This is a genomic window from Curvibacter sp. APW13 (genome assembly GCF_032337135.1).
Lineage (GTDB): Bacteria > Pseudomonadota > Gammaproteobacteria > Burkholderiales > Burkholderiaceae_C > Allorhodoferax.
Genome location: NZ_JAVXZZ010000001.1, coordinates 1,168,077 through 1,188,657, shown reverse-complemented (window position 1 = coordinate 1,188,657; position 20,581 = coordinate 1,168,077). Strand labels below are relative to the sequence as shown.

The 20,581-nt window shown below is 66.6% G+C and carries 18 protein-coding genes; 12 read left to right on the top strand and 6 right to left on the bottom strand.

Going from position 1 to position 20,581, the window contains the following annotated elements; translation table 11 throughout:
* Window positions 1–50 precede the first annotated feature (50 nt).
* Window positions 51–1,073, bottom strand: a complete 1,023-nt coding sequence (locus tag RQP54_RS05400; RefSeq protein ID WP_315677142.1) for a DctP family TRAP transporter solute-binding subunit — start codon at window positions 1,071–1,073, stop codon at window positions 51–53.
* Window positions 1,074–1,129: 56 nt separating this feature from the next.
* Here RQP54_RS05400 and RQP54_RS05395 point away from each other — a divergent pair, with 56 nt between their 5' ends.
* Together RQP54_RS05395 and RQP54_RS05390 are read left to right on the top strand one after the other, a co-directional pair.
* Window positions 1,130–3,157, top strand: coding sequence for a PAS domain S-box protein (locus RQP54_RS05395; protein WP_315677141.1), 2,028 nt, complete (start codon window positions 1,130–1,132; stop codon window positions 3,155–3,157).
* A complete protein-coding gene (locus RQP54_RS05390) occupies window positions 3,154–3,795 on the top strand; it encodes a response regulator transcription factor (RefSeq protein ID WP_315677140.1) in 642 nt (213 codons plus the stop codon). Before RQP54_RS05395 ends, RQP54_RS05390 begins: the two co-directional genes overlap by 4 nt.
* Window positions 3,796–3,876: 81 nt before the next feature.
* Here the strand turns inward: RQP54_RS05390 and RQP54_RS05385 are convergent, their stop codons facing one another.
* Window positions 3,877–5,127, bottom strand: a complete 1,251-nt coding sequence (locus RQP54_RS05385) for a hypothetical protein (RefSeq protein ID WP_315677138.1) — start codon at window positions 5,125–5,127, stop codon at window positions 3,877–3,879.
* A gap of 319 nt (window positions 5,128–5,446) precedes the next feature.
* Here RQP54_RS05385 and RQP54_RS05380 point away from each other — a divergent pair, with 319 nt between their 5' ends.
* On the top strand, window positions 5,447–7,009 hold the full coding sequence (locus RQP54_RS05380; protein WP_315677137.1) for a diguanylate cyclase domain-containing protein: 1,563 nt from the start codon (window positions 5,447–5,449) through the stop codon (window positions 7,007–7,009).
* Window positions 7,010–7,021: 12 nt separating this feature from the next.
* Here the strand turns inward: RQP54_RS05380 and RQP54_RS05375 are convergent, their stop codons facing one another.
* Complete coding sequence (locus tag RQP54_RS05375) at window positions 7,022–8,020, bottom strand: AraC family transcriptional regulator (RefSeq protein ID WP_315677136.1); 999 nt, start codon at window positions 8,018–8,020, stop codon at window positions 7,022–7,024.
* Between the two features lie 137 nt (window positions 8,021–8,157).
* Between RQP54_RS05375 and RQP54_RS05370 the strand changes: the two genes are divergently transcribed.
* The 5 genes from RQP54_RS05370 to RQP54_RS05350 are packed head-to-tail and all read left to right on the top strand — an operon-like array spanning window position 8,158 to window position 14,149.
* Entirely contained in the window at window positions 8,158–8,754 is a 597-nt protein-coding gene (locus tag RQP54_RS05370) for a chalcone isomerase family protein (protein ID WP_315677135.1), read from the top strand.
* 18 nt (window positions 8,755–8,772) lie between these two features.
* Window positions 8,773–10,386, top strand: coding sequence for an FAD-binding protein (locus tag RQP54_RS05365; protein WP_315677134.1), 1,614 nt, complete (start codon window positions 8,773–8,775; stop codon window positions 10,384–10,386).
* A gap of 33 nt (window positions 10,387–10,419) precedes the next feature.
* Window positions 10,420–11,286: a bile acid:sodium symporter family protein gene (locus tag RQP54_RS05360; RefSeq protein ID WP_315677133.1), complete on the top strand. Its 867-nt coding sequence runs from the start codon at window positions 10,420–10,422 to the stop codon at window positions 11,284–11,286.
* A 12-nt stretch (window positions 11,287–11,298) separates the two neighbouring features.
* Window positions 11,299–12,447 carry an L-lactate dehydrogenase gene (locus tag RQP54_RS05355; protein WP_315677132.1) on the top strand — a complete coding sequence of 383 codons (1,149 nt, stop codon included), beginning with the start codon at window positions 11,299–11,301 and terminating at the stop codon, window positions 12,445–12,447.
* Window positions 12,448–12,493: 46 nt separating this feature from the next.
* Window positions 12,494–14,149, top strand: a complete 1,656-nt coding sequence (locus RQP54_RS05350) for an acetolactate synthase large subunit (RefSeq protein WP_315677754.1) — start codon at window positions 12,494–12,496, stop codon at window positions 14,147–14,149.
* A gap of 97 nt (window positions 14,150–14,246) precedes the next feature.
* Here RQP54_RS05350 and RQP54_RS05345 read toward each other — a convergent pair whose 3' ends face one another.
* From RQP54_RS05345 to add, 3 genes are all read right to left on the bottom strand, one after another.
* Window positions 14,247–15,314, bottom strand: a complete 1,068-nt coding sequence (locus RQP54_RS05345) for a hypothetical protein (RefSeq protein ID WP_315677131.1) — start codon at window positions 15,312–15,314, stop codon at window positions 14,247–14,249.
* A gap of 46 nt (window positions 15,315–15,360) precedes the next feature.
* Window positions 15,361–16,428, bottom strand: a complete 1,068-nt coding sequence (locus tag RQP54_RS05340; RefSeq protein WP_315677130.1) for an ionic transporter y4hA — start codon at window positions 16,426–16,428, stop codon at window positions 15,361–15,363.
* 106 nt (window positions 16,429–16,534) lie between these two features.
* The gene (add, locus tag RQP54_RS05335) at window positions 16,535–17,530 is read right to left on the bottom strand and encodes an adenosine deaminase (RefSeq protein ID WP_315677129.1); all 996 of its coding nucleotides are present in this window, start codon (window positions 17,528–17,530) and stop codon (window positions 16,535–16,537) included.
* Between the two features lie 122 nt (window positions 17,531–17,652).
* On the opposite strand from add, the gene RQP54_RS05330 reads away from it, so the two are divergent.
* The 4 genes from RQP54_RS05330 (at window position 17,653) to RQP54_RS05315 (ending at window position 20,516) form a co-directional block, all read left to right on the top strand.
* Window positions 17,653–18,054 carry a DUF1330 domain-containing protein gene (locus tag RQP54_RS05330; RefSeq protein WP_315677128.1) on the top strand — a complete coding sequence of 134 codons (402 nt, stop codon included), beginning with the start codon at window positions 17,653–17,655 and terminating at the stop codon, window positions 18,052–18,054.
* 102 nt (window positions 18,055–18,156) lie between these two features.
* Complete coding sequence (locus RQP54_RS05325) at window positions 18,157–19,302, top strand: DUF898 family protein (RefSeq protein WP_315677127.1); 1,146 nt, start codon at window positions 18,157–18,159, stop codon at window positions 19,300–19,302.
* A 6-nt stretch (window positions 19,303–19,308) separates the two neighbouring features.
* Window positions 19,309–20,379 (top strand): M48 family metallopeptidase, encoded by a 1,071-nt coding sequence (locus RQP54_RS05320; RefSeq protein WP_315677126.1) that lies wholly within the window; start codon window positions 19,309–19,311, stop codon window positions 20,377–20,379.
* Window positions 20,376–20,516, top strand: a complete 141-nt coding sequence (locus tag RQP54_RS05315) for a hypothetical protein (RefSeq protein WP_315677125.1) — start codon at window positions 20,376–20,378, stop codon at window positions 20,514–20,516. The genes RQP54_RS05320 and RQP54_RS05315 overlap by 4 nt, the downstream gene beginning before the upstream one ends.
* Window positions 20,517–20,581 lie beyond the last annotated feature (65 nt).

Here is a 20,581-nt window from a genome sequence, read left to right as displayed (position 1 = left end):
CCCCGACGTAACTGTGGCCTTCCACAGCTAGGGTTTACCCGGGTGCGGCGTCAGCTATGCAGGCTGGCACGCAGCGCGCGCATCCATTCGCCACCGATGCGCTTCTCCAGCGTGTCGTAGACCTCACCCACCGCCAGGCGCAGGCGTTCGCGCTGGCTGGCGTCGGGTTGGTGGATGCGGGTGGTGCGGCTGGCGCGCAGCGCCACCAGGGCGTCGTCGTTTTCCTGCTGGGCAATCGTGTTGCCCCAGGCCAGGGCTTCGCGCAGGGCCTCCTGCACCAGCGTGCGTTGGCCGGCGGGCAGGCTGCCCCAGAAGTCGCGGTGCGCCACCACGGCATAGCCCAGGTAGCCATGCTGGGTCAGTGTCAGGTCGGTCTGCACCTCGTGCATGCGCTGTGTCCAGAAGTTCGAGATCGGGTTTTCCGTGCCGTCGACCACACCACTGGCCAAAGCGCGGCGGGTTTCGCCAAAACTGAGGTTCACGGGCTGGGCACCCAGGGCCCGCATCTGGTGGGCGATCACGCGCGAGTCCTGTACCCGCATGCGCAGTCCCCGGTAGTCGTCGGGCGTGAGCAATGGCCGGTTGGCGCTCATGTGCTTGAAGCCGTTGTCGAGAAACCCCAAGCCGACCATGCGCTGGCGTCCGAGCGAGGCCAGCAGGCGATTACCCAGGGCGCCGTCGCACACCTTGCGGATCTGTGTCGCCGATTCGAACAGGAAGGGCAGGCCGAAGGCCTCGAACTCCGGGAACCCGATGCGCCCGAACTTGGACAGTGACGGTGCCAGCATGTCGATCGCACCCATCTGCAGCGCCTGCATCTCATCGGCGTCGCCATAGAGGCTGGAGTTGGCATAGATCGCCACCCGCACGGCGCCGGCGCTGCGCTGCTCCACCAGGTCCTTGAAGCGCTGCAGCGCCAGCCCCTTGGGTGTCTGCTGCGTCACCACGTGCGATAGGCGGATGGTGACCACCCCGGCGGCCCGAACCGGTGGCTGGGCAGCCGGCAGTGCCGCCACCCCCAACGCCTGCAGGACGTGGCGACGTGTGAACGAAGGAGCAAAGCGCGGGGACATGGCCGCTATTATGGAAGCCCTTCCTTGCCCTGCTCGCCACAGCCTGCTTGCCCGCCATGCCGATAGCGTCACCGCCGGACTTCGCCCTGCTGCATGCGCGCAAGCGCCTGGCGCGGGACCGTTCGCGGCCCACGGTGCTGTGGATGATGGGCTCTGCGGTGCTGGTGGTGGCAGCGGTGATGGCCTTGCTGTGGTACCTGAACAATTTCGAGGTGGAGGAGGAGGAGCGGCGTCGCGGCGCCGACGCGCAGTGGCTGGAGCAGACCGTGCAGTTCCATTTCCGCCGCCTGGAAGACGACCTGGAGGCGCTGGCGCAGCGCGCCGTGCTGGAGCGCAACGCGCCTACCGAAGCCCCGGGGCTGGGGGACATTGCCCGCAGTGGCGGACTGCTGTGGCGCCAGAGCGGCGTGGTGCTGGACCACGGCTGGGTTCCGGCCACGGCGGCGCGCAACAGCGCGCCCGGTGCCGCCCTGTGGGCCGTCCACTGGCAACAGCACAGCGCCAATCCGCCGGTGCTGCGCACCCTGCAGGACGTGGTGCGCGGCCTGCGCCGCTCCGGCTATGCAGGGCCGATGCGCGCCGCTGACGGCAGTGCCACCGACATCGTGTGGCTCGCTGTGCCCTATTTCGACGGCGGGCGTTACAGCGGCATGTATGTGGCGGCCATTTCCATGCAGGGTGCCCTGCAAGCCCTGGTGCCAACATGGTTCCTGCGCAACCAGTCGGTGCAGCTGGTGGCAGACGATGTGGACACCCCCGTTGCGCCGCGCCGCTACCGCGCCTTGATGAGCCTGCCGGGTACCGACCTGGTGGTCGAGGTGGTGCCGCAAGGGCCCCAGGCCTCGCCCGTGCCCCGGGTGTTTTTTCTGGTGGCGGTGCTGTTCCTGCTGGGCATGCTGCTGAGCCTGGCAGCACTGCGGCGCGATTTCGTGAAGCGGCTGCAGGTGCAGCGCCAGCTGGAGGCCGAGGTGAGCCTGCGCACGGCCATGGAAAGCTCCGTGACCACGGGCCTGCGCGCCTGGGACATGGAAGGGCGCGTGCTGTACGTGAACGAGGCCTTCTGTGCCATGGTGGGCTACAGCGCCCGAGAGCTCGTGGGCCAGCAGGCTCCGCTGCCCTACTGGCCATCGGACCAGATCGATGAGATGTACCTGACCCACAGCACCGTCATCAGCCAGGGCACCTCGACCCAGGGCATCGAGGTGCAGTTCCAGCACCGTGACGGCCACCGCATCGACGTGCTGATCCACGAAGCGCCGCTCACCGCTGCCGACGGCACCCAGCTGGGCTGGATGAGTTCGGTGGTGGACATCAGCGAGCGCAAGCGGGCCCAGCAGCTGGCCGCCGCGCAGCAGGAAAAGCTCGAAGCCTCGGGGCGGCTGGTGGCCGTGGGCGAGGTGGCCTCGACCCTGGCCCACGAGCTCAACCAGCCACTGGGCGCCTTGTCCAGCTTTGCCAACGGCCTGCTCAACCGCCTGCGCAGCGGCAGCATCACGCCGGCGGAGATCGAGCCCGTGGTGCAGCGCATGGCGGCCCTGGCCGAGCGTGCCGGGGGGGTCATCCAGCGCGTCAACGCCTTCGCACGCAAGCGGGAACTGGAGCTGCAGCGGGTCGACCTGGCCGTGCTGGTGCGCCGCGTGGTGGCCAGCGCGCAGGAGCAGCACAGCGCCCAGGCCAGCCTGCACAGCCCGGTGGCCCCCGTGTGGGTGTTGGCCGATGCGCTGCTGCTGGAGCACCTGGTGGCCAACCTGTGTTCGAATGCCATGGACTGGGCGCTCAAGGGCGCTGGCCGACCGCTGGTGCGGGTGGCGCTGCAGCAGGGTTCCGGCAGCGAGGGCGCGGAGGTGCTGCTCAGCGTGGCCGACTCCGGACCCGGCGTGGCGCTTGAGGACCAGGCCCGCATCTTCAACGCCTTCTACAGCACCAAGGACGGTGGCATGGGCATGGGGCTGGCCATCTGCCGCTCCATCGTTGAGGCCCACCACGGGCGCATCGAGGTCGCGCGCGACAGCGCTTTGGGCGGCGCGCTTTTCACCGTACATTTGCCGCTGGCCACACCCCCGAACCCCACCCTTGCACCATGAGCAGCCCCGAGCGCGTAGACATCCATGTCGTCGATGACGATGCCGACGTGCGCGACGGCCTGGCCTGGCTGTTCGATTCGCGCGGCTACCCGGCGCGCACCTGGGGGGGCGGTGAACCGTTTGTTGCTTTCGCCAAGGAACGGCAAGGTGACTGGGGTCTGGCCGTGGTGCTGCTCGACGTGCGCATGGAGCCGCTTTCCGGTCCCATGACCTTCGAGCAGCTCAAGGGACTGGGCTGCCCCTGGCCGGTGCTGTTCCTCACGGGCCACGGCGACGTGGGCACGGCGGTCGGGCTGGTGAAGAACGGTGCCCACGACTTTCTGGAAAAGCCGTTCCAGGACAACGTGCTGGTGGACCGCATCGAGCAGGCCATGCAGCAGGTGCGCAGCCAGACCGCCAGCGAACGCGAGGCGCAGCGCCTGCGCCAGGCATTGGCCGCCCTGAGCCCGCGCGAGCGCGAAGTGCTCGATGAACTGGTGCAGGGCCACTACAACAAGAACATCGCTGACCATTTGGGCATCACCCCGCGCACGGTGGAATTCCACCGTGCCAACATCTTCGAGAAGATGGGTGTGGATTCGGCCATCGAACTGGCCCACAAGCTGGGCCAGCTCAAACCCCTCTCTGGCCAGGATTGATGCCAAAAATGGGCTGTAGCCCGCTTATATAGTGCGTCAGCAGCTTCCAAAAGTGTAGCGACTGACCCTCTCTCGCAGGAACTACAGCGCCGGCCGCACGCGCTTCCAGCTGAAGGGGCCAAAGGCCTGGGCGCTTTGCGGGGCGTTGACGCTCGGATCCACGCGCAGCTGCAGCCATTCCAGCGGCAGGGTCTCGCCATGGACCACGACGCGGTGGAAGTTGGGCACCTGCTGCTGGACCGGATGCACCTCGTAGGCGTCGGCCGGGCTCTTGCGTGCGTTGGTCATGGCCACCGCACGGGCATCGCTGCAAGGCACGGCCTCGGTGCCCGACTCGACCTCCACCACGCAGCCCGATCCCTTGGCCAGCGGGTTGTCCGAGCGGTAGGTGTGCGAGTCACCCACCACCATGAGCACCGGCAGGCCATAGGCCTTGGCGCCCTCGGCAATCCTGTCCACGTAAGGCCGGTAGCCGCTCACGTGGGCCACGCCGCTGTCGGCTTCGTCCACATTCCACAGGTCGGCCTGGGTCAGGATCACCACGCCCACGTCGCCAGCCGTCGAGGCCCGGTTGAATGCCGTCTCGATCCAGCGCAGCGTGGCCGCGGTGCGGGTGGCGACCTCGTTTTTCTGCGCCGCGCCCATGCTCGGCGTTCCATACCAGGGGTCGGTGCCGTTGTTGGAGCCGCCGGGGATGTTCAGCGTGACGAAGAGCACCCCGCCACGCTCCCACCACACGTTTTCCACGAAGGCCTTGTCGGCGGGGTAGGCCGGGTTGAATTCCTGCGCCTGGGAATGCACCGCCATGGGTTGGCCCAGCGTCTGGCCGGGTCGGGCGAAGAACAGCGAACGCACCAGGTCCAGGTTGGCCACCGGGTTGCCGCGGGCGTAATCCACGGGCTGCCCTTGGGAATCCACCACATAGTCAATCTGGCCGGTGGCCTTGTTGTAGCTGCCACCGCCTTCCTTGACCTTGTGGCAATCCATCCACTCGTTGTCACCGGGGGTGTAGACCAGCGGCTTGCGCAATGCCTGCCAGTGGCCAAGGATGGTGCGGTTGTAGGCCTCGGTGCAGTACTGCTTGCCGGCGTGGGTGTCGCCGATGTGGGCGACCAGGGAGACTTCAGGCGCCTGGTCCAGCGCGGCCAGGAAGCGTGGATGGGCTTCGAGCTGCCTGGTGTCCGTGGGTGACTTGCCGTAGGGCACGTCGCCGATGATGGCAAGGCTGAACGAAGCTGGGTCTGCGCTAACAAGGGGCGATGGGCTGCAGCCAGACAAGGATGCGTCCAGCGCAATCAGCAGAAAGAGCGCGCGCAAGGGAGTGGAGGTCATGAAAAAAACCCAGGCAAAGGTGGCGAATCGCAGGGAGCGGACGAATCCCCCCATTCGACCAGGGCATTGTGACCCGGGTGTGACATGGAAGAGGGGCTGTGCTCTTGCAGCCATAGTGTGGGTTGTACCTGAGACGGTAGCGAACTGGCTGGCTAGCGGGGGTCTGGCGCGGGCACGTCGGCGTGGCTTGCAATGCTGTGTGCTGCGTGGGTGTCGGAAGCCAACCTCGCACCCGGAACCATGGGCCGTGACAGAAGGGCTCCCCTCTGTTAACGTCGTGCCATAGCGGCTGTGGCTGGCCGTGCATGGGGGCTGGCGAATGCGACTTCGCACCACACTGATCAGCTTTGTTTCGGCGGTCATGGTCATCTCGGGCCTGGGAATGACTTGGGTTTTTCGCTACCACCTGGCGCAGGAAGCGGCGGCTGCGGACCGTTCTGGCGCGGCAAAGGACATGGATCGCCTGCTGTTGGCGTTGAACCAGCAAGTGGCCGAACTCAATGTCGTGCTGGGGTCATGGTCGAATTTCACTGCCTTCTACGAACACGCACGCAAGCCCAGTGCTGTGTTCCGGGCCGATGACCTCAGTCCCGAGTCGCTCGCGTCCGGCGGATTGGATTGGCTCAACCTGTTGGATGCTGAGGGTACGGTGGTGGAACACAGCGAAGTTCCCCAGCCGGACGGCACGACCCCGGTAAGGGCAGCCTATGCCGACCCGGTCATTGCCGAAACGGCGCGCGTGGGGCTGCGCGACATGGTGCGCCGACGCAGCGGTTGTGCTGTGCTGGGCGCAGGTACCCGCCTGGCGATCGGCTGCTACAAGCCCCTGCTGCCATCGGATGGAAAGGGTACGCCGCGCGGCACCGTGTTTGTCGGGCGATGGCTATCGGACGAGATGCTGGCGAGAGTGCGTGCGCAGACTGGATTGCAGTTCGAGATCACTGCCCGACCACAGGGAAATGCCGAGCCGCGCGACCTGAATCACACCGACGGCAAGTTTGTGGCTTCCGCACTGGTTTGGACCGAGATTGAGGACCGCATCCATGTGGACTCCAAGGTCCTCGGCATGCATGGGCGCCACATTGCCGACCTCCATATGGATTGGCCGCGTGAGTCGCCGAAGCGCATGCAGTCCATGCTGCAACTGGTGACGCTGGCCATGGCGGGCCTGATCACCGTCACTGCCCTGGGATTGATCTATGTCTGCGATTCGCTACTCATTCGTCGACTAGAGGGAATGCGGCGAGACCTCGGCCGCATTCTCGAAGACGAGCAATGGGATGGTCGTGTGCGCACGGTGCGCAATGACGAACTGACTGACCTGTCGCACTACATCAACAACATGCTCGACATCATCCGAGCCAAGATCGCATTGGTGCAGGAGCAGTCGCTGACAGACCCGTTGACGGGCCTGCCGAACCGGCGCCGATTTGACATGCGCATGGAAAGCACGCTGTCGCAGTTCCGTCGCGACGGACGCCCTGCCGCGCTGGTGCTTTTCGATATCGACTATTTCAAGAAGTTCAATGACACCTACGGGCATCCCAAGGGCGACGATGTCCTGGTGGGTTTCGCCGGGTGCCTGCGCCAGGCCGCGCGCCGCCCCGTGGACCTACCGGCACGCCTGGGCGGTGAGGAGTTCGCGGTGCTGATGCCGCTGACGGATGTGGAGGGTGCCCGCCACTGTGCGGAACGCGCACGTTCGGCGCTGCAGGAGCTGGCCATCGAACACACGGGCAACGAAGGCCTGGGCGTGGTGACGGTCAGCGCCGGGCTGGCACTGGTCCGGGCTGGCGATACCGCAGGGACCCTGTATTCCCGCGCCGATGCTGCGCTCTATGCCGCCAAGCGCGAGGGGCGCAACCGGCTCAGCGAGCAGTAACCGGCGCCGACCTCAGTGTGCAGCCTTGGGTGCCAGGGCGTCCTGACGCCACTGCCCTGGTGTGCGGCCTGTCCAGCGTTTGAAGGCGCGGTGGAACACGGCCGCTTCGGCAAAGCCCAGGGACTGGGCAATGTCGGTGAAGTTGCGCTGGGTCTGTCCCACGGCCTGGCAGGCCAATTGGCGGCGCGCCTGGTCCACCAGGGCGCTGAAGTGCACGCTTTCGTGCTGCAGTCGTCGTGCGAGGGTGCGTGGTGTCAGTCCAAAGGCCTGCGCAGCCTGCTCGCGGGTCGGCACGCCGCCTTGCAGTTGCGCGGCTATCCACTGGCGCAGTGGCTCGACCACATTGCCCGAGGTGCTGAGCGCCGCCAGTCGAGCCTGGGCGTACTGGCGGTGCACGCTGGCGAGCTGGGCATCGGCCTGGGGCAGCGGCCGGTCCAGCAGTTCGTTGGCCAGCAGCAGGCCCGAGAACGCCTGTTCGAATTCCACCGGGCAATGCAGGGAACTGCGGTAGCCCGTGAGTGGCCCGACCGCGGCATGGCTGAACTGCGCACGCAGCGGCGTGGCCGCCGTGCCTGTCACCCATCTGCAAAAGTTCACCACGGCAGCCAGCACGGCTTCAAGCTGATGCGGGCTGAATGCCAGCACGCCTTGGCGCGGGTGGTAGACCACCCAACTGGCAGTCTCCCCGGCGATCAGCTGGAAGCGTCCGCCGTCCGAGATCAGGCGCTGGAATTGCTGCACACTGCCGATGGCTTCGCGCAGCGTAGGCGCAGACTGCAGGATGTAGCTGACCACATTGAAGCTGGCCGGTCCCACCACGGCCCCGGCCTGAAGGCCAAAGCTGGGGTCCTGGGTGCAGCGCACCGCGGCGTGCCATAGCCGGGTGATGTGGTCTATGGGCCAACGCTCGCGCTCCAGCTCATTCGCTTCAATGCCAGCCGCCGCAAGCACGGCCGCGCGCGGCGCGCCGAGGCGCTCGGCGGCGTCGAGCACGGTGTTCACCCAGCTCATGGAGACGGTGGCCTGCAAAGTCAATTGGAGTGTCCCGCAAAGTCAATCTGCCGCACTGTAACGGCTTCTACGATGCGGTCAAGCGCACAGGGCGAACGGGTACCTGCGCAGAAATACAACCCCAGGAGACATGGCACATGGATTGGAAGAAATTGCTTTTGGCAACAGCCTTGGCGGCATCCGCGTTGGCCGCGCTGGCCGAACCGCGCCGGGTCGAATCCGCAGTGTTCGAGCTGCAGCAGACCGTGGCCGGACAGCCCTTGCAGCTCAATGGCGCCGGGGTGCGCAAGAAGCTGTTCATCAAGGTCTATGCCGCTGCGCTGTACACCCCCAAGCCCATCCGCCAGGTGGCGCAGGTGTGGGACAGCCCCGGCCCCAAGCGCCTGCGGGTGGTGGCCTTGCGCGAGATCGACGCATCCAGCCTGGGCAAGGCCATGTCGCAGACCATGTCCGACAACCTGCCCAAGGAGCGCATGGGCCCGTGCATTCCCGGGCTGATCAAGCTAGGTGACGTGTTTGCAGAGAAGAAGCGACTGGCAGCCGGCGAAAGCTTCTCGCTGGACGACATACCGGGTCAGGGCACGGTGGTGAGCATCAACGAACAGCAGGTTGCTGTCATCGAAGGCAGTGCTTTTTTCGGCTGCCTGATGTACAACTACTTCGGCGAGCGCCCCGCGGACGCCGCACTCAAACAAGCCTTGCTGGAGCCCGATGCGGGCGCGACGGCCAAATAAGACAACGAGGAGACACGCGTGCAATCGCAAGCCATTCAATCGGACCTGGTGGTCGCCGGGGGCGGCCTGGCCGGCATCGTCACCGCCCTGGAAGCCCTGCGCGCAGGCCAGCGCGTCACCATCGTCGACCGCGACACCCCGGAACGCTTCGGCGGCCTGGCCCTGTGGGCCTTTGGCGGCATGGCGCTGGTGGGCACGCCGCTGCAGGCGCGCATGAAGATTCCCGACACCCCGGAGGTGGCTCTGCGCGACTGGCTGCGCTTTGGCGAGATGGACCCCGAAGACACCTACCCGCAGCAGTGGGCCCGCTACTACGTGGAGCACTCGCGCGCCCAGGTGTACGACTGGCTGATCCAGGAAGGTGTGTCCTTCATGCCGGCCGTGAACTGGGTCGAGCGCGGCATGCAGGGTGACGGCAACAGTGTGCCGCGCTACCACATCGTCTGGGGCACCTCGCGTGAACTCACGCGCCGCATGATTGCCCAGCTGCGCGCCGCCGACCGTGGTGGGCGGCTGACTGTGCTGCATGGCCACCGTGTCACGGCGCTGGACGTGCAGGGCGGGCAGACGCACGGCGCGGTGGCGGTGAACGAGGCCACGGGCGCCGAAGTGCGCTTGCAGGCCCCGGTGGTGGTGCTGGCCATGGGTGGCATCAACGGTGGCCACGCCGAGACCCGCGCCAACTGGCCGAAAGACCGCCCCCAGCCCGCCACCCTACTCAACGGCGCGCACCCATTTGCCGACGGCAAGCTGCACCACCTGGCCGCAGGGTTCGGCGCACAGATTACCCACGCGGGCGAGATGTGGAACTACGCCGCCGGTTTTCCGCACCCGTTTCCGCACTTCGAGGGCCATGGCCTCTCCACCATTCCCTGCAAGTCCGCGCTGTGGCTTAACCACAAGGGCGAGCGCATCGGGCCCGAGCCCTTGGTCACGGGCTTCGACACGCATTGGCTGTGCCAGCGTGTCGCTGCGCAGGAAAAGCCCTGGACCTGGCACCTGCTGAACTGGCGCATCGCGGCCAAGGAATTTGCCATTTCGGGCGCGGAACACAACCAGCGCATCCGCGACAAGCAGTTCCCGCTGTTCCTCAAGGAAACCCTGCTCGGCAACCACCGGCTGGTGAAACAGATGGCCGCCGAGAGCCGCCACTTCCTGGTGGACGACACACTCGCGGGGTTGGCGGCCAAGATGAACGCGCTGACCTGCTCGCATGACGTGCGCCCCGACGTGCTGCAGGCCACGGCCGACGCGTTCGATGCCAATTTTGCGAATGGCATGAAGCTGGCCAACGACGACCAGATCCGCCGCATCCTGCACGCCCGCCAGTGGGGGCCAGACAAGTTGCGCACCTGCAAGCCCGCACCATTGCAGCAGCCGGGTGCCGGGCCGTTCATCGCCATCCAGATGCAGCTCATCACGCGCAAGAGCCTGGGCGGCCTGCGTACCGACCTGCAAAGCCGCGTGCTCGACGGCGCGGGCCAGCCGATTGCCGGCCTGTACTGCGTGGGCGAAGCGGCGGGGTTTGGTGGCGGCGGTGCCAGTGGCAAACGTTCGCTGGAAGGCACCTTCCTGCCGGGTTGCATCCTCACCGGCCGCGCCGCGGCACGGCACATCACGTCTGGGCGCTAAGCGATCCTTCAAATACAACAACGAGGAGATTCCGTGCAAGGTGACATCGTCTCAAGCGTGCTGCTGCCGCTGATCCTGGGCTTCATCATGTTCTCGCTCGGCCTGGGCCTGACCCCAGCCGACTTCCGACGCATCCTGGCGCAGCCGCGGGCCCTACTGGTGGGGGTGGTATGCCACTTCGTGCTATTGCCGCTGGTGTGCTACGCCATGCTCGTCACGCTGGGCATCACCGGCGTGTTCGCCGTGGGTTTCATGATCCTGGCGGCATGCCCCACGGGCACTACATCCAACCTGCTGACCTACCTGGCGCGCGGTGACGTGGCCCTGGCGCTGAGCTTCACGGCCATTGCCAGCGTGCTCACCATCTTCACCTTGCCGATTCTGGTCACCTGGTCACTGGGCCAATTCATGGGTGCCGCACGGGCGGTGGACGTTCCTGTGGGCCAGATGATGGGACAGGTGGCTTTGGTGCTGGGCATTCCGGTGTCCCTGGGCATGCTGGTGCGCCACCGCTGGAACGACTGGGCGCTGCGCTTTGAGCCCCGCGCCACGCGCATTGCCACCGGCTTCTTCATCCTCATCGTGGTGCTCGCAGTGGTGAAGAACTGGAGCCTGTTGCGCGACAACTTTGCCACTCTTGCCCCGTTCGCCGTCGTGCTCAACGTGACCATGCTGGCGATCGGCTTTGCGGTAGCCTGGCTTGCAAGGCTCTCGCGCAGCCAGTCGGTCACGCTGGGCATCGAGACCGCGGTGCAGAACGCAGCCCTGGCCCTGGTGATCGCCAGCTCGGTGCTCAAGGAGGACGCCATGGCCATTCCCGGTGCGCTCTACGGTGTGCTCATGTATGCCGGTGGTCTGGTGTTTGCCCTGACCATGCGCCGCTTCACGCGCGCTGCCTGAAAGGACACGCCCATGGGCCTGCACTACCCTGCTACCGCTGCCGACTACCGCCTGCTTGCGCAGCAGCGGCTGCCGCGTTTCCTGTTCGACTACATCGACGGCGGGGCCACCGACGAGCTGACGCTCGCAGCCAACACCGCCGACTGGGCCCGGGTGCCCATCCGCCAGCGCGTGCTGGTGAATGTGGACGGGGTCGATACCGGCACCGCCTTGCTCGGCCAGACCTGCAGCATGCCGCTGGCCCTGGCCCCAGTGGGGCTGGCGGGCATGTTCGCGCGCCGGGGCGAAGTGCAGGCCGCACGCGCAGCGCAGGCGGCCGGTGTGCCCTTCACGCTCTCGAACGTAGGTATCTGTTCCGCCGCCGAAGTGAATGCCGCCACCACCGTGCCCTGCTGGTTTCAGCTCTACATGCTGCGCGACCGCGGGGTGGTGCGCGCGCTGCTCGACCGCGCCTGGGCCGCCGGGTGCCGCACCCTGGTGTTCACGGTGGATCTGCCTGCCTTGGGCATGCGCCACCGCGACACGCGCAACGGTCTGTCGGCCACCGGTGCGCGACCGAAGCTACTGCGCGCCACGCAGGTGCTCTCGCGCCCGCGCTGGCTGTGGGACGTGGCGGTGAAGGGCAAGCCACACAACTTCGCCAATGTGGCCGACGCGGTGCCGGGTGGGCAGGACTTCAATGCCGTCAAGGCCTGGGTCGATACCCAGTTCGACCCCAGCGTGACCTGGGACGACCTGGCCTGGCTGCGCGATTACTGGAAGGGCCGTCTGGTGCTCAAGGGCATCCTCGACGCCGACGATGCCCGCCGCGCTGCGGGCGTGGGTGCCGACGCCCTGGTCGTGTCCAACCACGGCGGACGCCAGCTCGACGGCGTGGCGTCCACGGCCTCCAAGCTGCCCGCCATCGTGCAGGCCGTGGGGGCGCAGACCCCCGTGCTGGTGGACGGCGGCATACGCAGTGGCGGCGACGTGTTCAAGGCCCTGGCCTTGGGCGCGCAGGGCGTGCTCATCGGCCGCCCCTGGGTCTGGGCCCTGGCCGCCGAAGGCGAGGCCGGCGTGCATACCCTGTTGAGGCGCTGGCAGCGCGAGCTGCAACTGGCCATGACCCTGGCCGGCGTGACCCGCGTGGCCGACATCGGCCCCCAGCATCTGGAGCGCTGAGCGTTCCGCACCGAATGGAAGAACAAAGGAGAACCCCATGGCAGCAATGAACGGCGCACAAGCCCTGATGAAGACGCTGGTCGATTCCGGCGTCGAGGTCTGTTTCACCAACCCCGGCACCAGCGAAATGCATTTCGTCGCCGCGCTCGACTCCGAGCCCAAGATGCGCGCCGTGCTGGCCCTGTTCGAAGGCGTGGCCACAGGCGCCGCCGACGGCTACGCCCGCATGGCCGACAAGCCCGCTGCCACCCTGCTGCACCTGGGCTGCGGCCTGGGCAACGGCTTGGCCAACCTGCACAACGCGCGCAAGGGCAAGGTGCCCATCGTCAACATCGTGGGCGACCACGCCACCTACCACACGCAGTACGACGCCCAGCTGCAGAGCGACATCGAGACCGTGGCGCGCAACGTGTCGCCGGGCTTCATGCGCACCTCCCAGGCCACCGCCGATCTGGGCCGCGACACCGCCGAGGCCGTGGCCGCTGCCAAGGGGCTGCCGGGCCAGGTGGCCACCCTCATCCTGCCTGCCGACGTGTCCTGGGGCGAAGGGGGCGTGGCCAGCGCGCCCATTGCACCGCCCCAGCCCGCCGTGGCCGATGACGCCACCGTGGCCGCCATTGCGCAGGCTGTGCGCTCGGGCGAAAAGGCCGCATTGCTGCTGGGTGGCCGCGCGCTGCGCGAACCCAGCCTGCTGGCCGCCGCGCGCATTGCGGCCCAGTGCGGCGTGACCCTGTTTGCCGAGGTGTTCCCCACCCGCCTGGAGCGCGGTGCGGGCCTGCCTGCGGTGGAGCGCATTGCCTACATGGCCGAGATGGCCGGGGTGCAGCTGGCCGATGTGCGCCACCTCATCCTCGTCGATGCGAAGGCGCCGGTCTCCTTCTTCGCCTACCCCGGCAAGAAGAGCTACCTGGTGCCCGACACCTGCACCGTCCACACCCTGGCCAGCCCGGTGCAGGACACGGCGGGCAGCCTGCAAAAGCTGGCGCAGGCGCTGGGTGCCGCCAACACGGCGCCGGTGCTGCAGGCAGCCCATCGCCCCGACCGCCCCAAGGGCAAGCTCAACGCCCCCAAGGTCTGCAAGGCCGTGGCCCACCTCATGCCCGCGCGAACCATCCTGATCGATGAAGCCATCACCTCGGGCCTGATGCTCAATGTGATGACCCAAGGCGCACCGCGGCATGACCTCATCACCCTCACGGGCGGGGCCATCGGTCAGGGCCTGCCCAACGCCGTCGGTGCCGCCGTGGCCTGCCCGGACCGCCCGGTCATCGCCCTCATTGGCGACGGCACGGCCATGTACACCATCCAGGCGCTGTGGACGATGGCGCGCGAGGGTCTGAATGTGACCGCCATCATCTTCAACAACGCGTCCTACTCGGTGCTCAACGTGGAGCTGGAGCGTGTGGGCGCCGAAGAAGCGGGCCCCAAGGCCAAGTCGCAGCTCGACCTGCACGGCCCGGTGCTCAACTTCGCCCAACTGGCCCAGGGCATGGGCGTGCACGCGGTGCGCACCGACGAGGCCGAGGGTTTTTGCAAGGCGCTGGAGTACGCGCTGTCGCACCCCGGTCCCCACCTCATCGAGACGGTGGTGCCCGAGTCGCTCAACGCCACCAAGCGCAAGGTGCTGCCGTGGCTCTTGCGCTCGCTGCCCAATCTGCCCAAGCCCGTGGCCCGTGCGCTGAAGAAGAAGATCGCTCCCTGACGGGCCTGGGTGCCAAATTGGCACCTGACCCGCATGGAATGTGCGTGAGCAGCTATTGAATTCGTAGCGCCTGAACGCGGGTTATTGAACCCGGTGCTCAGCGCGCCGGGCTGATCGACAGCACCGGGGCGTTCATCGGCGGGCTGGTTTCCGAGAGCGAGAACAGGATCATCAGGAAGGTGAACAGGCGCTTGGTCTGCTCATCCTCGTCGTCGATCCAGAACCAGTAGTCCTTGTACTGGATGGCCGCGTAGTGGTCCTTCGGCGCTGTCTTGCCGGAGCGGATGCTCACCATGGGTCGGTAATGGGAAGGGGGCGAACCGTTCGTGGCTGTGCGCCCAAACTCATCCATGCTGCGGGCCTTGCGCAGGTGTTCCGGCGGTATGTCCACCCCGAGCCCCATTTCCTGCATCAGCTCGAACATGGAGCGGGTATTGATAGCCAGCTCGCGGTCGTTGCGCGGCAATTCGCCTTGCGTCAGCGTGAATTGAGAGGCGCCGGGGTTCAGGCCCAGCAGCTCGCGCAGCGTGCGCAGGTCTTCCGCCGCCTGCGGCACGGTACTGCGGTGCAAGACCATGAACACGCCTTCACGCCCCTCTTCCTGGCGTACCCGAAAGCCCACGGCCGATGAGCGCTGCATGCGTGCCAGCACCTGCTGCAGGGCCACGAACTCGGGGTCGGCGGGCGCGCCCATGCGGGAGCCTTGCAAACCGTTCACCGTGGTGACGGTGGTGGGCCAGACCAGATCGATGGGCCAGCCGGCCTGCACCAGCAGCAGCACCGAGGTGGGTGGAAGGGGCTCCAGCAGGCGCTTGCTGAATCGCTCGCCGCTGATGGGCGAGAAGGTGACGGTGGGGGCACTGGTCCAGGTTCCGCCGGCGCCGAAGTCCAGCTTGGAGTCGGCTGGCGTGTTCGCCGCCGTGGCGCCCGCTTGGATGCGGGTGGACAGGGAGTCGGAGGTCACCACGGCCGACACGTCCAGAAACGCCGGGGCGTCGTTGTAGCGCAGCCGCACCACGTTCATCAGCGCCTGGCGCTTCCAGGACTCGGCCACTTCCTGCCCATACCCGAAGCGCGCCGCGCCGAGTTGGGCGGTAGGTACCTGCGCGCAGCCGCCCAGCAGTGCCAGGCACAGGCCGCCCAGCCAGACTCGTGGAGAAAACATGTCGATCCGAAATCCTCTTCAAATGAACCGCCGGACCCGGCGTGGTTCACGGCACCAGTGACAGGAACAGGAAGGCCGCAAAGATCACCAGATGCACCGCGCCCAGCATCAGGTTGGCCCGACCTGCTCCGATCGTGATGGTACTGACAATGCATGCCAGGGTGAGCAACACCAGATCCTTGGGTTCCAGACCCAGCACCAGGGGCAGGTCAAACCAAATGGAGGCCACCACCACCACGGGGATGGTCAGGCCGATGCTGGCCAGTGCCGAGCCCAGCGCAAGGTTCATGCTGGTCTGCAGCCGGTTGGCCCAGGCGGCCCGCAAGGCCGCTACGGTTTCGGGCAGGAGAACCAACAGGGCGATGGCGATGCCCACCACCGAGGGTGGCGCACCGGCTTGCGCCAGCTCCTGCTCGATGCGCGGGGACAAGGTCTTGGCCAGGCCCACCACGGCCACCAGGGCCAGCAAGAGCAAGCCAAAGCTGGCCCAGGTCACCCCCAGGCTGGGCGGGGCCGCATGGGCGTCTTCCCCCTCGCTGCCTGGTGGTGGCAGGAAGTAGTCGCGGTGGCGCACGGTCTGCACAAAGATGAAGACAGCCCACAGGCCAAAGGACGCCAGCGCCGTGAACCACAACTGCGAAGGGGAGTACAGGCCCACAGGCGCCGAGGTGGTGAACACCGGCAACACCAGCACCATGGCTGCCATGGTGATGAGGGCCGCCAGGGCGGGCTCCGCCCCCTGGGTGCGAAAGGTCTGCTCGTGGTGTCGCCACGCATTCAGCACCAGGCTTCCCCCCATCACGCCGGTGCAGATGATCATGACGGTGGCGTACACGGAGTCCCGCGCCAGCGCCGCCTTGGAAGGGCCGCCTGCAAGCATAATGGAAACGATCAAGGCCACCTCGATCACCGTGATGGCGATGGCCAGCACCAGGGTGGCGTAGGGCTCACCCACCCGCAGGGCCACCACTTCCGCGTGGTGGACCGCGGCAATCACGGCACCGATCAGGCCCAGGGAGCAGAACGTGGCCAGCACGGCACTGGGTGGGAGGGTCCAGGCTGCCACCAGCAGGGCGATTGCCAGTACGGGGACCAGTGTGGGCCAATGTCGCATCAACTTCCTCCATGTCGGGCGGCACGCCAGCGGGGCGTGTTTCGAGTATGGCATGGCAGGCCAGGTGCAGGTCTGCCCCGGCACGGATGCGGTCAGGCCCGGCGCATTACCAGCGTGCGAGTCGGGCCAGCAGGTCGGCCTTCACATCGGCATTGGCAAAGCTGGCCTCGATGGAGGTGCGGGCCACGGCGCGCAGCACCGCGTCGTTCCAGCCATAGTGCTGCTGGGCGCGGGCATATTCGCCCGGCAGGGTGGCGCCGAGCAGGCTGGGGTCGTCGGTGGCCAGTGACACCGGAATGCCGGCCTGGCGCAGCCGCTCCAGCGGGTGGGCGTCCAGGTCGGGGTAGACCTTCAGGACGACGTTGGACGTGGGGCAGATGCCCAGCGGAATCTGGCGCTGCACCAGCAGGTCCACCACCGCGGCGTCTTCGATGGCTCGGCCGCCGTGGTCGATGCGGTCCGCCTGCAGCAGTTCCACCGCGTCGCGCACACCTTCCGGCCCGCTGGACTCGCCCGCATGCACGGTGCGGCGCAGTCCCGCGGCCTTGGCCTGGGCAAAGGCGCTGGCAAAGCGCGGCCCGGTGCGCCCGGCAGCGGCCTCGTTGCCGTCCACCGACAAGGCCACCACACGCGGGTGGCGCAGACGGGTGAGCAGTTCCACCAGCTCCACAGCCTCGCCTTCAGTTTGCGTGCGCAGCAGGCTCACGCACAGGCCCACGGGCGGCAGGCCGTCCTGCTCAGCCTCGCGAAAGCCGGCGTCCAAGGCGTCGAGCATGGCCGGCAACTGGCCGTGCCAGGCATGCCAGTGGGTGGGGTTGAAGATCAGGTCGGCATAGCCGGTGCCGTCACGCGCCAGGCGTTCGCAGAACTCGCGTGCCAGTTGCGCCAGACGCTCCGGTGTGTTGGCCAGGCCGCTGGCAAAGTCCAGGAACTGCAGGAAGTTCGCCAGGCCGGCAAACTCGAACAGGCGCTCTACCGGGCGCGGCAGATCCACTTTCGCCTGCGCCGCCCAGGCGGCCAGGGTTTCGGGGGCAAAGGTGCCTTCCAGGTGGACGTGGATTTCGGCCTTGGGCAAGGCATTCAGGCGGGCGAGTGTGGTCATGGAGGTCGGGACGCAAGGGTGACAGTGCAGTATCGACGCTCTGGGCACTGCTTGCCATACTGCCTGCACGATAGGCGCCATAGCGCTTGCCGACACCCGTGCCTGCCTTGAATGGAGTAGCCATGCCACACATCGACCCCACCCGCGAGAGCTTCAGCCAACTGTTCGTGAACACCGCCCCCGACAAGCCGGTGACCATGCTCAACCTGCTGCGTTTCCGCGACGAGGCGCAGTACCCCGCCGGCAAGATTGAACCCGCCTGCAGCGGACGCGAAGCCTATGCCCGCTACTCGGCCAATGCCTTGAAATCGGTGGCGGCCGCCGGTGGGCAGGTGGTGTGGCAGGGCCAGGCCCGCCACGCCCTGGTAGCGCCGGAAGGCGAACGCTGGGACGCCGTGCTGCTGGTGCAGTACCCCAGCGCCGCCGCCTTCATGGACATGGTGCGCTCCCCCGCCTACCAGGCCTTCGTGCACCACCGTACCGCGGCGCTCGAAGAGGCGCGGCTGATCGCCATGCAGCAGTAGGCACAGCCGTCCAGATTCGCTTTGGGTGCCGAGACATAATCCGGCGCAGCGCGAGGGCAGCCCGAGGCGGTACCCGCGCAATGACCAGGGAGTGAATCAAGTATGACGACCGACTACACGGCGGCCATCGAGGCACCGCCGTCAACCACCACCACGCCTACCGCGCCGTCCGTGCATCGCTTGGACGTGCGCTTTACGGGTTCAGGCAGCGAGTACTTCCGCATCTGGATCGTCAACGTGCTGCTGCTGCTCGTGACGCTGGGACTGTACTGGCCCTGGGCCAAAGCGCGGCGCCTGCGCTACTTCTATGCCAATACCGTGGTCGGTGGGCACCCGCTGGTGTTCCATGGTCAGGGGGGGGCGATGTTCAAAGGATATGCCCTGGTGATGGCATTCTTGGTGGTGTCGTCGATTGCCCAGAAAACGGGGGATACCGCGGGGGCCGTTCCAACAGTGCTCCTCGGCATCTTGGCCCCGTGGTTGCTGTTCGTGACGGCACGCTTCCGATTGGGAAATACCAGTTGGATGGGGGTACGTTTCAGTTTCCAAGGAAGTGCACAAGCCGCTTATGTGGCACTGGTTCCAATTTCGCTGTTTGGCGCCGGACTCTTTTACTTGAGCGGTGCAATCGTTGATCACTATGCTGCGTATTTCAATGGGGTCAAAGCGGTACTCGAGTTTGAGATATGGCTGTGGCTGGCGCTTGGGCTGCTTCTGATGCCAGCCTGGTTTTTCCAGGTCAAGAAATACCTTCACGAAAACTACGCGTGGGGAGGCTTGGAAATGCGGATGGCAGCCTCCATGGGGGACTTCTATCGCTCGCTGATTGGATTTGCGATCGTGGTGGCTCTTTGGGTTGTTGCTCTGGTTGCCATGGCAAAGGCTGACTGGAAGCTCCTGTTCGGGCTGGGTTTATTGGCCTTGATACCCACCATGTGGTTGTATCCGCCCGTTCTGATGCACAACTTTGTTTGGTCGCGAACCAGAGCGTTTGGGGTTTCCATCGACGCACATTTGCGCACACGTTCAATTGCTAAGCGCTATGCACTCAATGCCTTGTTGTTGCCATTGACCTTGGGACTGTACTGGCCCTTTGCGATGATCGCTTTGGCGCGCTTGAAGTTGGAGTCCATCGCGGTTTTCACCGACTCCGATCCGGCTGAAATGGTGGCCCAGGCGACATCCCGCGCAGGTGGTGCTGTGGGTGAGGCAGCTGCGGATTTGCTGGACGTGGATTTCGGTCTGTAAGCAACCATGCCCCAGTCTCCCCACGCCTTGCCGGCCCTGTATTTCGACGGCCGCCAGGCCCGTCCGCACCCTGTGGAGCTGTGGCTGCGCGATGGCGTGCTGCATGTGCGCGGCGAGGGTGTGGCGCTGCAGGTGCCAGAGCGCTCCATCGAATGGCCCGAGCGAACGCGCCATGGCGGGCGTACCGCTACCTTTGCCGAGGGTGGCATGGTGCAGGCGCTGGACGCCGGTGAGTGGGATGCCTGGGTGCAGGCCAGTGGCCGACAGGAAGGCTGGGTGGTGCGTGCGCAGCAGAACTGGCGTTCGGTCGCAGCCTTCAGCGTGGTGCTGGTGGCTCTGCTGGTGGCCTTGCAGCAGTGGGGGCTGCCCTGGGCCGCGCAGGGGCTCGCACGCCTGGTCCCTGCCAGCGTGGAGGCCGCAGTGGGAGAAAGCACCTTGTCCACGCTCGACGCCCAGTTGATGGAACCGAGTGCCATGGACGCCACCCAGCAAGCGCGGCTGCAGGATGCGCTGCGTCAGGTGCTGCCGCCTGCAAGCCCAGGGGAGTCGCCGGCCTGGCAAGTGGTGTTTCGCAAGAGCCGCATCGGCCCGAATGCCCTGGCACTGCCAGGAGGCACCATCATCGTGACCGATGAACTGGTGGAGCTGGTGGACCAGGACGTGTCTGTGCTGGCGGGTGTGGCGGCACACGAGTGGGGCCATGTGCGCCACCAGCACGGCATGCGCATGCTGCTGCAGGCCACGGTGCTGGGGGCGGTGTGGACGGTGATGTTCGGCGACACCAGCGGCCTGCTGGCCTCGGTGCCGTTGCTGCTGGGGCAGGCCCAGTATTCGCGCCAGGCGGAACGCGAGGCCGATGAGGCTGCCGTGCAAGTGCTGCGCCGGGCGAAGATTTCGCCTGACGTGATGGTGCGCTTCTTTGACAAGCTCGCCGCTCACCGCAAGCGCCAGGACCAGGCAGGCCAGGATGACTGGGGTTCACGCATCGGCATCGCATTTTCTTCCCACCCGTCGGACGCGGAGCGGGTGGCCTTTTTCCAGGCGGCTGCAGCCCAGCCACTACCATCGACCCCATGAAAACCACGTATCTCTTTGTCGCCATTCTTGTCTGCAACGTACTCGCCATCGCGTTGGGTGGGCGGGGTACCAAAACTGCGCTGGCCGGTGTGTCGGCGGCACTGGCGGGCTACGGCGTGTTTCGTCTGTTGGGGTGAGCGCGGATTGCCAGGGCACCGGTTCTGGAGTTGAATCCTGACCCATGCCCGGCTCGCAGCTGTTT

Coding starts and splice junctions, on each gene's coding strand:
- RQP54_RS05400 (WP_315677142.1), bottom strand. CDS start 1,073: ATGTCCCCGCGCTTTGCTCCTTCGTTCACACGTCGCCACGTCCTGCAG.
- RQP54_RS05320 (WP_315677126.1), top strand. CDS start 19,309: ATGCCCCAGTCTCCCCACGCCTTGCCGGCCCTGTATTTCGACGGCCGC.
- RQP54_RS05350 (WP_315677754.1), top strand. CDS start 12,494: ATGAACGGCGCACAAGCCCTGATGAAGACGCTGGTCGATTCCGGCGTC.
- RQP54_RS05375 (WP_315677136.1), bottom strand. CDS start 8,020: ATGAGCTGGGTGAACACCGTGCTCGACGCCGCCGAGCGCCTCGGCGCG.
- RQP54_RS05345 (WP_315677131.1), bottom strand. CDS start 15,314: ATGTTTTCTCCACGAGTCTGGCTGGGCGGCCTGTGCCTGGCACTGCTG.
- RQP54_RS05315 (WP_315677125.1), top strand. CDS start 20,376: ATGAAAACCACGTATCTCTTTGTCGCCATTCTTGTCTGCAACGTACTC.
- RQP54_RS05355 (WP_315677132.1), top strand. CDS start 11,299: ATGGGCCTGCACTACCCTGCTACCGCTGCCGACTACCGCCTGCTTGCG.
- RQP54_RS05330 (WP_315677128.1), top strand. CDS start 17,653: ATGCCACACATCGACCCCACCCGCGAGAGCTTCAGCCAACTGTTCGTG.
- RQP54_RS05370 (WP_315677135.1), top strand. CDS start 8,158: ATGGATTGGAAGAAATTGCTTTTGGCAACAGCCTTGGCGGCATCCGCG.
- RQP54_RS05340 (WP_315677130.1), bottom strand. CDS start 16,428: ATGCGACATTGGCCCACACTGGTCCCCGTACTGGCAATCGCCCTGCTG.
- RQP54_RS05325 (WP_315677127.1), top strand. CDS start 18,157: ATGACGACCGACTACACGGCGGCCATCGAGGCACCGCCGTCAACCACC.
- add (WP_315677129.1), bottom strand. CDS start 17,530: ATGACCACACTCGCCCGCCTGAATGCCTTGCCCAAGGCCGAAATCCAC.
- RQP54_RS05395 (WP_315677141.1), top strand. CDS start 1,130: ATGCCGATAGCGTCACCGCCGGACTTCGCCCTGCTGCATGCGCGCAAG.
- RQP54_RS05380 (WP_315677137.1), top strand. CDS start 5,447: ATGCGACTTCGCACCACACTGATCAGCTTTGTTTCGGCGGTCATGGTC.
- RQP54_RS05385 (WP_315677138.1), bottom strand. CDS start 5,127: ATGACCTCCACTCCCTTGCGCGCGCTCTTTCTGCTGATTGCGCTGGAC.
- RQP54_RS05390 (WP_315677140.1), top strand. CDS start 3,154: ATGAGCAGCCCCGAGCGCGTAGACATCCATGTCGTCGATGACGATGCC.